Here is a 13,499-nt window from a genome sequence, read left to right as displayed (position 1 = left end):
TATCTTTCGTATGAGTTCTCGGATCCTCGTCCCGATGGACGACTCGGAGATGGCTCGGCGGGCGCTCACGTACGCCCTCGAAAACCACCCGGACGCCGAGATCACCGTCCTGCACGTGGTTGGAAACCCCTCGTCGATGATGGGTTCCGCGGCGGGACTCGCACTCGAAGACGACCCGGAAGCGGCGGCCGAAGAGCAAGCCGAGGAAATTTTCGACCCCGCGCGGGAACTCGCCGCCGAGTACGACATCGAAATCGAGACCGCGATCCGTTCGGGGAGTCCGGCGTCGGTGATCGTGACGGCGGCCGAGGCGTTCGACACGGTCGTCATCGGAAGTCACAGCGGTTCGCTGGTCCAGGACCTGTTCGTCGGCAATATCGCAAAGAAGGTGGTCTCGGAGTCGCCGGTGCCCGTGACTGTCGTCCGGTGAGGCGATCCGGGAACAGGCCGGCTGCGGGGTGATTCCCGCCGAACCGGTCCGAGGCTTTTAATTCCAGGAGGGCGGAGAATCCACCGTGTCGACCACCGGCGAGTACGAGCGGTTCTTCCCCTACGAGGAGCCGTACCCGAACCAGCGCTCGGCGATGGCGGAGATCGCGGGGGCGCTGGACGACGAACGCGACGTGCTGCTGGAGGGAGCGCCGGGGACCGGGAAGACGCTCTCGGCGCTCGTTCCCGCCTTAGAGTACGCCCAGCGGACGGACAAGACGGTCGTCATCACTACCAACGTCCACCAGCAGATGCGCCAGTTCGTCCAGGACGCCCGCGCGATCACCGAGGAGGAGCCGATCCGGGCGGTCGTCTTCAAGGGGAAGTCGTCGATGTGTCACATCGATGTCGAGTACCAGGAGTGTCAGACGCTGCGCGACACGACCCGGACGTTAGTCGAGAAGGAGGAGGAGCGATCCGAACTGAACCGGCAGTCGGAGGCGCTGCTCGATCGGATCCGCGAGGGCGAGGAGGGAGCGGCCGAGGCTCGCACCACCGTGACCGACGAACTCGAATCCGTCGAGTCGGAACTGGACGAACTCAGGGACGGCAACATCTGTGACCACTACCACAACAACCTCGTCGAGAACACCGACGAGTTCTTCGAGTGGCTCTTCGCGGACGTCCGGACGCCCGAGGAGATCTACGCGTACGCCGACCAAAAGCAACTCTGCGGCTACGAACTCCTCAAAGAGGGGATGGAGGCGGTCGATCTGGTGGTCTGTAACTACCACCACCTGCTCGACCCCGCGATCCGCGAGCAGTTCTTCCGGTGGCTGGGACGTGAGCCCAGCGAAGTCGTCACCGTCTTCGACGAGGCCCACAACATCGAGTCCGCTGCACGCGACCACGCGAGTCGGGCCCTGACCGAGAACACCCTCGAAGAGGCGCTCGCGGAACTCGACGACGTCGACGACTCCCGGGCCGACGCCGCGGAGAACGTCCTCTCGGCGTTTCTCGGCGCGCTCCGGGCGACCTACGACGACGCGCTCGGGTTCGGCGAGCGCGAGCAGGTCGGCGACGACTGGCACGACCTGACGATCGCGAACGACGACCGGCGCGACGACCTGACGCTCGCCTTCCTCGATCGCTACGAGGGCCGCGGCATCGACACCGAGGTCGACCTCGCGCTGCAACTCGGCCGGACGATCGACCGCGAGTACGAGGAGGCCTACCGCGAGGGGACGGCGACGACCCGCGCGGAGTGTCAGATCCTCCCGGCCGCGGAGTTCATCGCCACGTGGATGTCCGAGGGGAGCGAACTGGGCCAGCATCCGCTGTGTTCGGTCCGGCGGGACGCCGGCACCGACGAGGTGTACGGGCGGGCGGAGCTGTACACCTGCATCCCGCGGACGGTGACCGAGACGCTGTTCGAGGAGGTCCACGCGAGCATCCTGATGTCGGCGACGCTGCGCCCCTTCGACGTGATCGAGGACGTCCTGGGACTCGAAGAGCCCGCGACGATGGCCTACGGGCTGGAGTACCCCGAGGAGCGCCGCCGCACGCTCGCGGTGAAGGCGCCGGCGCTTTTCAGCTCCGAGCGCGGAAACCCGGAGACGCAGGCGGCGGTCGGAGACGCCCTGGCGGACGCGACACGCTTTACCCCCGGGAACGCGCTCCTGTTTTTCCCCTCCTACGCCGAGGCCGAGCGATATTACGAGCGCCTCCGGACCCGGTCGGACGTGACGAGCCGGCTCCTGCTCGATGGCCCCGACGTGGAGACGGAGTCGACCCGGCAGTCGTTCGTCGGGAGCGACGACGCGGCGCTCTTCACGTCGCTTTGGGGGACGCTCGCGGAGGGCGTGAGCTTCGACGGCGACGACGCGCGGACGGTCGCCGTCGTCGGCGTCCCGTATCCGCACCTCTCGGAGCGGCTGGAGGCGATCCAGGACGCCTACGACCGCGCGTACGGCGACCGAGATGAGGCGGGCTGGCGCTACGCGGTCGAGATTCCGACGATCCGGAAGACGCGCCAGGCGCTGGGACGGGTCATCCGCTCGCCCGAGGACTTCGGCGTCCGCCTGCTGGTCGACAAGCGCTACACGCAGGAAAGCGTCGAGATGGGCAAGTACGGCGTCCGGGAGAGCTTCCCGCGGGAGGAACGAGTCGAACTCGTCGACGTCGAGCCCGAGAAACTCCGATTCTCGATGCTGAACTTCTACGCCGACCTCGACGCCTACGACGGGGAGCCGCCGACGCCGTAGTGCGTATCTGGGCCGTCGGGGCGGTGGGAGCGGGAGCGCGTCGTCGGGAGCGGACGGCGGGAGCGGTCAGTGGGAGCGCGTCGCCGGAGCGATCCGACGGCCGAACGGCTGATATCGTTGCAGTCCCTCTAGCCGTCGATGCGAACTCAGCCGCCGGGTCCCGCGGGCGTGCCCCTGTTCGGCAACAGCCGCCAGTACGCCCGGGACCCCTTCACGTTCCTCACGACCGTCGCGGACGCCTACGGCGACGTGACCCGCTTCGACCTCGGCCCGGTCGAGACGCACCTCCTCACTAACCCGGCCGACATCGAACGGGTGCTCGTGACCGACGACGCGAAGTACCGCAAGCCGGATTTCCAGGACGACGCCATCGGGACGCTGCTCGGCGACGGCCTGCTGCTGAGCGAGGGCGACACCTGGCGGAAACAGCGACAGCTCGCCCAGCCCGCCTTCGGGCCGAACCGGATCGCGAAGATGGGTGAGTTGATCACCCGCCACGCCGAGTCGATGCTCGACGACTGGAACCCGGGTGACCTCACGGACGTCCACCTGGAGATGGCGCGGGTGACCGTCCGAATCATCGTCGAGGCGATGTTCGGCTCGCAGTTGACCGACGAACAGACCCGGACGATCCAGGAGAACCTCGAACCGCTCGGGCGCCGCTTCGAGCCCAGCCCGGCGCGCTTTCTGATCCCGGACTGGCTGCCGACCCGGGAGAACAGACAGTACCACGAGTCCGTCCGAACCCTAGAGGGGATCATCGACGATATCGTCGAGGAACGACGTGGGACCGAGTACGACCCGAGCGTCGATCCTGCGGCCGACGGCGACGACCCGATGGACCTGCTGTCGGTCCTGTTACGGGCGAAAGGTCGCGGGGAGCAGACCGACAAACAGCTCCGCGACGAGATGATGACGATGCTCTTGGCCGGCCACGACACGACGGCGCTGACGCTGACGTACACGTGGTATCTCCTCTCGGAACACCCGGAAGTGGAATCGCGCGTTCACGCGGAACTCGACGAGGTCTGCGGCGGCGACCCGCCGACGGCGGCGGACGTGCGGGATCTCGACTACCTCGAACGGGTGATCCAGGAGTCGATGCGGCTCTACCCACCCGTGTACGTGCTCTTCCGGGAGCCGAAAGTCGACGTCCGACTCGGCGGGTACCGGATCCCCCGGGGCTCGGCCGTGATGCTGTCGCAGTTCGCGGTCCACCGGTCCGGCCGGTGGTACGACGAGCCCGAGACGTTCGATCCGGACCGGTGGCTCCCGGCGCGCCGCGCTGAACGGCCGCGGTTCTCGTACTTCCCGTTCGGCGGCGGTCCGCGCCACTGCATCGGCAAGCACCTCTCGATGCTCGAAGCGAAACTCATCCTCGGGACGGTCGCAAGCGAGTACGAACTCGACTACGCCCGCGACCGCCCGTTCGACCTCCGTGGCTCCCTGACGATGCATCCGGAGGAGCCGATGGCGATGCGGGTCCACTCGCGGTGAGCCACCGCTCAAAAACCAGTCACCGAAAATCAGAACGGGATCCGCGCGGTGTCCTCCCGGTACCGGGAGTCGCGAACCAGCAGTTCGTCGGCCGTCCACTCGATGGGGTCGATCCCTCGCCGCGTCGCGAGGTCCTCCGCGTCGGCGATCCGACCGCTGCGGGCGAGCGTCACGTGCGGCGTGTACTCGTCGCCCTCCAGCCCCTCGACAGCCCCGAACGAGGCGCACAGGCGGCGGTGAAGCGCGTAGAGGTCCGGGCTCTCAACGACCAGATAGAGGACCGGGCCGGGACCGCGCGGCGGCGTCTCGAAGTAGTCGAAGCCCGTCACGCAGAGGGTCAGCTCCCGGGTGTCGTGATCCCGGAGCAGCGGGCGGAGCCGTTCGCGGAGTCGGGGCAGCGAGTCGGCGTCGTCGTCGAGCCCGGTGTCGAAGCGCTTCGCCAGCAAGGTGTGTCGCTCCCGGATCCGATCGAAGCGCGTGAGCTCCGGGTGGAGCTCCCCCGCAAGCGCCTTGATTTCCCCCGGAACGGGAACGTTCAGACTGAACACACTCGGGCGTGCGGTGCCGGAAACCAAGAACCCGTCGGGAGCGGATTCCGCGGGTCGTTGCGTCGGGCCGTTGCGCCGAGCGACCCGTACGCGTTTGTGTCAGCGCCACCAAACGGAGGTATGCAGGAGATCCGTCCGGACAGACGACGGGCCCTCGGAATGCTTTCAGGCGCACTCGTCGCGGCGGTAGCCGGCTGTAGCGGCGGGTCCAGCGGCGATAGCGACGACGACTCCCAATACGGGAACGGTGGAGAGACGACGGAGACGGCGACTGCGACGGAGACGGCGACCGCGACGTCGACAGAGTCCACGACGCGGACCGAGGAGTCGGAGCCGGACCTCGATCTCCGCGAGGCGAACGTCGTCGCCGTCGCCCTCGAAGGCGACGGCGGAAGCTACACCTTCGACGTGACGCTCCATCACGACGACGACGGCGAAGACGGATACGCGAACTGGTGGCAGGTCGAACGCCTCGACGGGACGCAACTCGGGCGGCGGGAACTGCTCCACCCCCACTCCCAGCAACCCTTCACACGCTCGACGACGGTGGAGATCCCCGACGAGGTGAGCTGTGTGGCGGTTCGCGGCCACGACGAGAGCCACGGCTACGGGGGACGAATGATGGTCGTCGATCTCGACTCCGGGGAGACAGCGGCCATCGATCAGGGGACCGATCCCCGGACAGTCGACGAAAGCGACTGTCCGTGAACGGTATGTGGCCGCAGAGTACGCGTCGGCATCGGCTCGTTCCCGCTCGTCGCGTCAGATCCGGTCGAGGAGCCACAGCACGATCAGCACGAGGACGACGAGCCCCACGAGCGGCCGGAGTGGACCGAGGATCCACCCCAGGATGTCGAGGATCCCGCCGATGACCTCCAAGACGAGCCAGATCACGACGAGGACTAAGACGATCTTCAGGAGATCCTCCACGTCCATCTTCGCTCGGTCGATATCGGGGCCGGGAAGGCGCATATCCGAATGTTACGGTCCCCCGTGAAGTGCCTTCGGGTACCCTCGTCGTTGTGCTTTCGTCGCGACTGCCCGCCGTCGGAACGCCGGCCAGCCGAGACACCCCGGGACACCCTTAATGCGACAGCCTCACAAGGATTCCTATGGCGAACCTATTCCGCCGCCTCGGCCGCTTGACCGCCCGTGGCGTCCCGGGCTGGCTCCGCCCCGCTGCGGGCCTCATCGTGGCCGTCCTCGCCGCGGTTGCCCTCTTCGGCGGCGACCCGATGGCTGTCGTCGGCCTCGCCGTCCTCGCTTTGGCGATCGTGACGGTGTACAGCGCCGTCGAGATCGTCGACGCCTACGAGAAGGAGGCGCTGACGGTGTTCGGCGAGTACCGGACGCTACTTGAGCCGGGGATCAGCTTCATTCCCCCGTTCGTCTCACGGACGTACGCGTTCGATATGCGGACCCAGACGCTCGACGTCCCCGAGCAGGAGGCGATCACGCGGGACAACTCGCCGGTCACCGCCGACGCCGTCGTCTACATCCGGGTGATGGACGCAAAGCGGGCGTTCCTGGAGGTCGACAACTACAAACGCGCGGTCTCGAACCTCGCACAGACCACGCTGCGTGCGGTCCTCGGTGATATGGAACTCGACGAGACGCTGTCGGAGCGGGAGAAGATCAACCGCCGGATCGCCGAGGAACTCGACGAACCGACCGACGAGTGGGGGATCCGCGTCGAGAGCGTGGAGGTCCGGACGGTCAAACCCAGCGCCGCAGTCCAGAGCGCAATGGAGCAGCAGTCCTCCGCCGAGCGCCGCCGCCGCGCGATGATCCTCGAAGCACAGGGCGAGCGGCGCTCCGCGATCGAGACCGCCGAGGGCGAGAAGGCGGCGAACGTGATCAGCGCCCAGGGCGAAAAGCAGGCGGCGGTCCTCCGCGCGCAGGGTGACGCGATCTCGACGGTCCTCCGTGCGCGATCCGCCGAATCGATGGGCGAACGCGCGATCGTCGACCGCGGGATGGACGCCCTCGAACGCATCGGCACGTCGCCGTCGACGACCTACGTCCTCCCACAGGAACTGACGAGCCTCCTGGGCCGCTACGGTCGCGGCCTCACGGGGTCGGATCTGCAGGAATCCGCAGGGTTAGAGAGCCTCGACTTCGACGCGGAGACGCGGGAGCTCCTCGGCCTCGACGAGGTCGACGAGATCGCTGCCGCGGTCGAGGAACTCGAAAGCGGCGGCGCCGTCGACGAACTCACCGGCCGGGCGGACGACGAGGCGACGGCCGAGACCGACGTCGACCTGAACATCGAGGAGTCCTACGAGACGTAGTCGCGGCCGGGGATAAACGAACGATCGTTAAGGTTATTTCGCGGGGCGAGAGAGGTGTGGGTATGAGTCACGAACGCGGACCGGGAGTCACCGATGGCGACCGGACACCCACGACGCTGGAGCACCGTATCCTGCGCGCGGTGAAGCGACACCTAGTGGAGTGGCCGCGCCGCTACGTCGAGATGCGTGTGGACGCTGTCGGGAATAAGAAGAATTAGGTGATTTCTCGGCGGTTCGTCTCTCGATGCCCGCGCCACTTCATCTCGGAGTAGAACACACCGGTCTGTGGGTCGCCGTTACCGTTCTCGCGTTCGTCGCCGGACTGAGCGTCAATCTGTATCGTTCCCGTCGAGCAACGGCGTCGCCCGGTTCGGTCGACGAGTCCGAATCGTAATCACGCGTCCGCGCGGACGGTCAGCACCGGGACCGGCGACTGCCGGACGATCCGTTCGGTGACGCTGCCGAGTAGGTACCGGTCGAGGCCCGACCGTCCGTGCGTCCCCATCACAACGACGTCGGCGTCAGTCTCCGCGACGAGCGAGCGGATCTCATCCTGTGGGATGCCCGTTGTGACCGTCCGTTCGACGTCGACCGCAGACGGGAGTCGGTCGACGGTGTCCGCGACGGCCGCTTCGGCGCGGTCCCGTTCGGCCTCGCGCCACGCGTCGGGAGCGAGGCCGCTACTCGGGCTCTCGAAGCGGTTTCGGCTGTCGGCGACGGAGACGACGTGAACCGTCGCCCCCGCTGTCCGGGCGAGCGATCCCGCGTGCGTCGCCGCAGCGAGCGACGCGTCGCTGCCGTCCGTCGGCAGAAGGATTCGATCGTACATCTCAGATCCCTCCGAAGGCCATCAGGAAGAGTGCCAGCGAGATCACGGCGAAGAGCCCGCCGACGAAGGCCTTGATCGTCGAGGTACTGAGCGCGTTCGAGACGTACGGCGCGATCTGCCCGCCGGTCACCGTCGCCGGGACCGTGAAGACGACCATATTCCACGGCGTCGAGGCGAGACTGAGGCTGTGTCCGCCGACCAGGCCGCCGCCGAACACGTGGACGAGCGACGCCAGGACGGCCGTCAGCGCGACCACGATGTGGTTCGTGCCGATCGCGACCCGGACCGGGACCTTCGTCCCGAGCATCGAGATGATCCCGAGTTCCCCCACGCCGAAGCCGGCGAGCCCCTGGAACGTCCCCCCGATGCTGTAGTTGGCGAAGCGACGCAGGTAGCCGTCGCGCGTGTACTGGTAGTCGCCGCCCTCGCGATCGACGCGGGTGACGGTTCCCGTCTCGTCCGTGTTGACGCCCGCGGGACCCAGTTTCCCGGGATCATCCGGGAGGCCGGTTTGCCCGCCGTCGGCGGCCGCGTTAGACCCGTCAGCGGCCGATTGGGAATCCTCGGCTCCATCCCCGCTTTCGGCCTCGTGATCGAGGTCCGCCTTGAACAGGAGGTACGACGCTGCGAGCAGTGCGATCCCCAAAAGCGCGTGGAAGAGCGGTTCGGGGATGACAAACGACAGCAGCGCCCCGGCGACGACGAACGGGACCGCGCCGCCGACGAGCGCGATCGCCAGCCGGCGGTCGACGAGCCCGTACTGGATGAACGCGATCGAGGAACTCGACAGGCCGAACGCCTCGCTGATCAGCCCGACCTTCACGATCGTCGGCGGATCGAGCGGACTGGCAAACAGCGGGAACACGAAGATCAGGAACGGCACGAACAGCGCCGAGCCGCTGATCCCGACCGTGTTGACGATCGTAGCGCCGAGCAGGAACGCCGGGAACAGCCACCAGTACTCCAGCCAGTAGCTCGTTCCCGTATCCGCTGGCGTCGGTGCGCCGAGGACGACCCCGGTGACGAACACGAGCGGCGCGAGGAACACGAAGACGTGCTGATACCGGAGGAACGACCGCTGGACACGACTGTAGGAACGTGAGCTCATTCGTTTCAGGGTGTCTTTAGTTATCGAGCGACGCGGCGGTGGTGATCGAAGAAGCGGGGCGAGCCGAACGGACGCGGGGCGTTCCGCGCCGATCGGATCCGAAAGCGAAACCGCCGCCGTGTCCGGTGGGCGTCTCGACGGCAGGGAGTTGAGAGAACATCTACGTCACTCCCTCGCTGGTTCCGCCGTTGAACCGGACGTCACATCGGCAGGTCGTCGACACGTGACTCATCGTAGCGGCCTGCTTGCAACGATCGGAAAATAAGTCTTGAGGTTCGGGTACGCCGTGGGAATCTGTGGCGTGCGTCGGAGACCTTCGGTCCGCCCCATAGTTTCGGCGGGCGAGGATGGCCCCTCCTCACAGCTACGTGCCGTTCACTAGGGGTCACCACTGTCCCCGCTGGCGTTGTCGCCGGCGCCGTCTGCGGGTCCTTCGCCGGCGGCTACCGCGTCCACGGACGGAATCCACTCGCCACGTTCGAGATACCGGACCAGGGCGTCGAACGCGAGCGGTTCGTAGCCGATCAGTTCGACGGAGACGTTCACGACGCCGCCCCGGTGGTTGACGAAGGGGAACTTCCCCGGCCAGTTGTTGTGGTGGTGGCCGTGGAGGAGCCACTGCCCCCAGTTCCGCGGGGCCTCGGCGGGGTCGTGGACGGCGTAGAAGTCGTGGCCGTCGTGTTCGGTCCGGAAGTACTCACAGACCGAGACGTCGTCGAGCGTGGTCAGCACCTCGGTGTCGTGATCGCCCACGACGAACACGATCTCGCCGTTGAGCTCCGAGATCCACGTGAGAAACGCCGACGCCGTCCCCGCGATGGTCAGGTCGCCGACGAAGAGGACCTCGTCGCTCGGATCGACGACCCGGTTCCAGTTTTCGACCAGCCGGTCGTTCATCTCCTCGACCGACTCGAAGGGTCGATCGCAGTACTCGATGATGTTCGCGTGATCGAAGTGGGTGTCGGCGATGACGTAGTCCATATGTTTAGAGCAATTAAAACTCAGAACAGGTCGTCAGTAGTCTCAGCCTCTCTGAGCCGTCCGAGTGTGGTGTACCTGAGACTCTGGGGGTACGAGTTTTTGTAGGGAATCGGATCCTCCAATTTGTAGAGCGATCCGGATCGGAATTCAACGACTTTCTTATTGTTCGCAATCGCAGATCGATCTACGTAATCGAGCGGCTGCCGATCGAGGTCCGCCTCCTCGACAGGAACGACGTCCTCGACCGTCGCGAAGTACCTCACTTTACGAACGTCTCCAGTTACGTACATCGCCACGTAATCGAACTCGCTACCGACCCGAACGAATCCCCACGCCTCGTTCTCTTTGAGGAATGGGAGCCCAGATTCGCGGGTCGGAAACACCGCTACCTTCGCGTCCGGATCGCCGTCGATGTCTCGTCGAGCGATTGTCCCTGCCACCCGATCGACGCGGGGTTCGAGATCAGCAGGGTCGTCAGGGCCATCGGCAGAGCCGGCCCCGGAATCATCGGGTTTGGGATCCTCTCGTGGCTCCTCACTGACGAAGGCTCGCTGTTCCCGGAGAACGGAAGCGAGGTTCTGCACGAACTCCCGAGACTGCGCCTGCAGATCGATAGTGAGTTCACCCACCTCCTTCTCGACAGCGTGTTCCACAGCATCCGCGACCTGTGTTTCGTTCTCCCGGAGGTGGTGGATCGCCTCGTTCGTCCGTGCCACCTGTTCGGCGATCTCGTCGGCCCGCCCCGAACGGATTGCCTCCTTCGAGAGGAGTTCCAGGACGCCCGGATCCTCCGAGAGGTCGTCGAGGTCGAACCGGACAACTGACACCTCCTCACCACCGTTCCGTTCGCGGTTTTTTGTCAGGACCTCGAACGCCTTTCCGTTGGTGAGAATCCCCCAGTCGACGTTGAGCTCCTGCCGCATATAGCTCTTCAACTGACGCACGTTCTGTTCAGTCAGATCAGTCCGAACGGGCTTGGCTTCGACAAACACCACAGGAGAGTCGCCCACAAGCAGTGCATAATCGACGTGGGTGCTCCCGGAAGCCATCGGAACAGTGTACTCAAGCTCTACTTCCGTCGAATAGAAATCCCATCCCAGAAGTTCGAGAAACGGCTGAACGAGACGAACCTTCGTGTTCTCCTCGTCCATCTGTGGAGAGGCTTCGATGAGCTGTTGGCTGCGCTCGACGTACTCATCGACGTCCTGTCTGTCCATCAGGGACTATTCGTCGGCGCGTCTATTTATAAGATGGTGAAGAGCGGAAAAAGTGATCAGGCTGACGTATATCGGGTCTAGTCGAGATCCCCGAGATCATCCTCTTCGACCGGCACACCGTCGAGCGGGTCGACACCGGGATCAACGCCCTCGTCGTCGCGCTCGCTGCCGTCCTCGATGCCGAACTCCCGCCTGAGGTCGCGGATCCGGTCCCGGATGTCGGCCGCGAGTTCGAATTCGAGGTTCTCTGCGGCCTCCTCCATCCGGTCTTCGAGGTAGGCGATCTGCTCGCGCGCCTCGTCCTCGTCAGTCGGTTCGTCGGTCGGCGATCGCTCGCTGCGCTCGCCGCTGCCGGGGAGGTTCGTCTCGCCGACCGCCTTCTCGATCGTCTTCGGCTCGTAGCCGTGTTCCTCGTTGTACTCCCGCTGAATCCGACGGCGGCGCCGCGTCTCCTCGATCGCCGACTGCATCGCGTCGGTGGTCTCGTCGGCGTAGAGGACGACCTCGCCCTCCACGTTGCGGGCGGCCCGCCCCATCGTCTGCACCAGCGTCGTCTCCGAGCGGAGAAAGCCCTCCTGATCGGCGTCGAGGATCGCCACGAGCGAGACCTCCGGGATGTCCAGCCCCTCCCGGAGGAGGTTGATGCCGACGAGGACGTCGATCGTGCCGAGTCGCAGATCCCGGATCAGTTCGTGCCGCTCTAAGGTGTCTGTCTCGTCGTGCATATACGCGACGTCGACGCCGGACTCCTCTAAGAACTCGGTGAGGTCCTCGGCCATCCGCTTTGTGAGCGTCGTCACGAGCACCCGTTCCTCGCGGTCGATCCGATCGTCGATCCGATCGAGGAGGTCGTCGACCTGGCCGGTCGCGTCGGCGACCTCTATCGCCGGGTCGACCAGGTGCGTCGGCCGGACGATCTGTTCGACGATCTGCTCGGAGTGCTCCCGCTCGTAGTCGCCGGGCGTCGCCGAGACGTACAGCGTCCGGTCGGTCTTCTCCCCGAACTCCTCGAACGTCAGCGGGCGGTTGTCGTAGGCCGTCGGGAGCCGGAAGCCGTTCTCGACCAGCGAGTCCTTGCGGGATTTGTCGCCCGCGAACTGCCCGCGGATCTGCGGGAGCGTCTGGTGGGACTCGTCGACGACGGTGAGGAAGTCGTCCGGGAAGTAATCCAGGAGCGTATAGGGCGGCTCGCCGGGCTCTCGGTCGGACATATGCACCGAGTAGTTCTCGATCCCCGAGCAGTAGCCGGTCTCCCGCAGCATCTCGATGTCGAAGGTCGTGCGCTCCTCGATGCGCTGGGCGGCGACGAGGTCGCCCTGCCGCTCGAAGTACGTGACGCGTTCGTCCATCAGCTCCTCGATCTCGCCGATCGCGGTCTCCAGTTTCTCGTCGGGGATCGAGTAGTGCTCCGCGGGGTGGATCAGGGCGGCGGGCTCCTCGGAGACGACCTCGCCGGTCAGCGGGTCGAGCTTCGTCAGCCGGTCGATCTCGTCGCCCCAGAACTCGATTCGGACGGCGTAGCGGCCGTACATCGGGTAGACCTCGACGGTGTCGCCGCGGACCCGGAACGTGCCCTGCTGGAAGTCGACGTCGTTGCGCTCGTAGTTCAGGTCGACGAGCCGCGCCAGGAGTTCGTCGCGGTCGAGCCGATCCCCGAGTTCGACGCGGAGCGCCATCTCCGTGTAGTTCGCCGGGTCGCCGAGCCCGTAGATCGCCGAGACGGAGGCGACGACGATGACGTCGTCACGGGTGAGCAACGAGCGCGTCGCGGAGTGTCTGAGCCGGTCGATCTCCTCGTTGATCGACATATCCTTGTCGATGTAGGTGTCGGTCTGCTCGACGTAGGCCTCCGGCTGGTAGTAGTCGTAGTAGGATACAAAATATTCTACTGCATTATCCGGGAACAGCTCCCGGAACTCCTCGTACAGTTGCGCGGCGAGCGTCTTGTTGTGGGCGATCACGAGCGTGGGCTGTTGCAGTTCCTCGACGACCCACGAGACGGCGTTGGTCTTCCCCGAGCCGGTGACGCCCAGGAGGGTCTGTTTGTCCATTCCCGACTCGAAGCCCGCGGCGAGCTGTTCGATCGCCTCGGGCTGGTCGCCCGCGGGGTCGAACGGGGCGTCGACGCGGAACGCCCGGTCTGCCGCGGGTCTGTCCGGCGACAGCGGGCCCGATCCGGAGGTATCGCTCATCGACGCGTCGTTGGGTGCACACGCACTTGAGGCGGTCGGTCGGGCGGGATGCGGCGGCAACGCGTATCGCCCGTCTGTTCGAGACGGGGCAACCGAGGGACCGTGTTCAGTCAAGCCGTCAGGGCGTCACAGAACTCCTTTTT

At 65.9% G+C, this 13,499-nt stretch carries 13 protein-coding genes; 6 read left to right on the top strand and 7 right to left on the bottom strand.

Translation table 11 applies throughout. The annotated features are described in order from the left end of the window. Positions 1-10 precede the first annotated feature (10 nt). From RJT48_RS01815 to RJT48_RS01805, 3 genes are all read left to right on the top strand, one after another. Positions 11-430 (top strand): universal stress protein, encoded by a 420-nt coding sequence (locus RJT48_RS01815; protein ID WP_311170519.1) that lies wholly within the window; start codon positions 11-13, stop codon positions 428-430. Between the two features lie 85 nt (positions 431-515). Next, positions 516-2,693, top strand: a complete 2,178-nt coding sequence (locus tag RJT48_RS01810) for an ATP-dependent DNA helicase (protein WP_311170518.1) — start codon at positions 516-518, stop codon at positions 2,691-2,693. A 138-nt stretch (positions 2,694-2,831) separates the two neighbouring features. After that, the gene (locus tag RJT48_RS01805; protein WP_311170517.1) at positions 2,832-4,190 is read left to right on the top strand and encodes a cytochrome P450; all 1,359 of its coding nucleotides are present in this window, start codon (positions 2,832-2,834) and stop codon (positions 4,188-4,190) included. A 29-nt stretch (positions 4,191-4,219) separates the two neighbouring features. Here RJT48_RS01805 and RJT48_RS01800 read toward each other — a convergent pair whose 3' ends face one another. After that, positions 4,220-4,738, bottom strand: a complete 519-nt coding sequence (locus RJT48_RS01800; protein ID WP_311170516.1) for a 2'-5' RNA ligase family protein — start codon at positions 4,736-4,738, stop codon at positions 4,220-4,222. 120 nt (positions 4,739-4,858) lie between these two features. On the opposite strand from RJT48_RS01800, the gene RJT48_RS01795 reads away from it, so the two are divergent. Further along, entirely contained in the window at positions 4,859-5,446 is a 588-nt protein-coding gene (locus tag RJT48_RS01795; RefSeq protein WP_311170515.1) for a hypothetical protein, read from the top strand. Positions 5,447-5,500: 54 nt separating this feature from the next. Here the strand turns inward: RJT48_RS01795 and RJT48_RS01790 are convergent, their stop codons facing one another. Continuing rightward, positions 5,501-5,710 carry a DUF7554 family protein gene (locus RJT48_RS01790; RefSeq protein ID WP_311170514.1) on the bottom strand — a complete coding sequence of 70 codons (210 nt, stop codon included), beginning with the start codon at positions 5,708-5,710 and terminating at the stop codon, positions 5,501-5,503. Between the two features lie 140 nt (positions 5,711-5,850). Between RJT48_RS01790 and RJT48_RS01785 the strand changes: the two genes are divergently transcribed. Both RJT48_RS01785 and RJT48_RS01780 read left to right on the top strand, forming a co-directional pair. Further along, the gene (locus RJT48_RS01785) at positions 5,851-7,029 is read left to right on the top strand and encodes an SPFH domain-containing protein (protein ID WP_311170513.1); all 1,179 of its coding nucleotides are present in this window, start codon (positions 5,851-5,853) and stop codon (positions 7,027-7,029) included. 62 nt (positions 7,030-7,091) lie between these two features. Further along, on the top strand, positions 7,092-7,247 hold the full coding sequence (locus RJT48_RS01780; RefSeq protein WP_311170512.1) for a hypothetical protein: 156 nt from the start codon (positions 7,092-7,094) through the stop codon (positions 7,245-7,247). A gap of 176 nt (positions 7,248-7,423) precedes the next feature. Here the strand turns inward: RJT48_RS01780 and RJT48_RS01775 are convergent, their stop codons facing one another. From RJT48_RS01775 to uvrB, 5 genes are all read right to left on the bottom strand, one after another. Further along, positions 7,424-7,858 carry a universal stress protein gene (locus RJT48_RS01775; protein WP_311170511.1) on the bottom strand — a complete coding sequence of 145 codons (435 nt, stop codon included), beginning with the start codon at positions 7,856-7,858 and terminating at the stop codon, positions 7,424-7,426. Between the two features lies 1 nt (position 7,859). Further along, positions 7,860-8,966, bottom strand: coding sequence for a sulfite exporter TauE/SafE family protein (locus RJT48_RS01770; protein ID WP_311170510.1), 1,107 nt, complete (start codon positions 8,964-8,966; stop codon positions 7,860-7,862). A gap of 378 nt (positions 8,967-9,344) precedes the next feature. Further along, a complete protein-coding gene (locus RJT48_RS01765; RefSeq protein ID WP_311170509.1) occupies positions 9,345-9,947 on the bottom strand; it encodes a hypothetical protein in 603 nt (200 codons plus the stop codon). Positions 9,948-9,967: 20 nt separating this feature from the next. After that, on the bottom strand, positions 9,968-11,164 hold the full coding sequence (locus RJT48_RS01760) for a type I restriction enzyme HsdR N-terminal domain-containing protein (RefSeq protein ID WP_311170508.1): 1,197 nt from the start codon (positions 11,162-11,164) through the stop codon (positions 9,968-9,970). A gap of 77 nt (positions 11,165-11,241) precedes the next feature. Further along, entirely contained in the window at positions 11,242-13,356 is a 2,115-nt protein-coding gene (gene uvrB, locus RJT48_RS01755; protein ID WP_311170507.1) for an excinuclease ABC subunit UvrB, read from the bottom strand. Between the last annotated feature and the right edge of the window lie 143 nt (positions 13,357-13,499).

The sequence above is a fragment of the Halobellus ordinarius genome, assembly GCF_031823395.1.
GTDB classification, from domain to species: domain Archaea; phylum Halobacteriota; class Halobacteria; order Halobacteriales; family Haloferacaceae; genus Haloquadratum; species Haloquadratum ordinarius.
The sequence above is the reverse complement of the archived record's forward strand: the minus strand, read 5'-3'. Positions and strand labels throughout refer to the sequence as shown.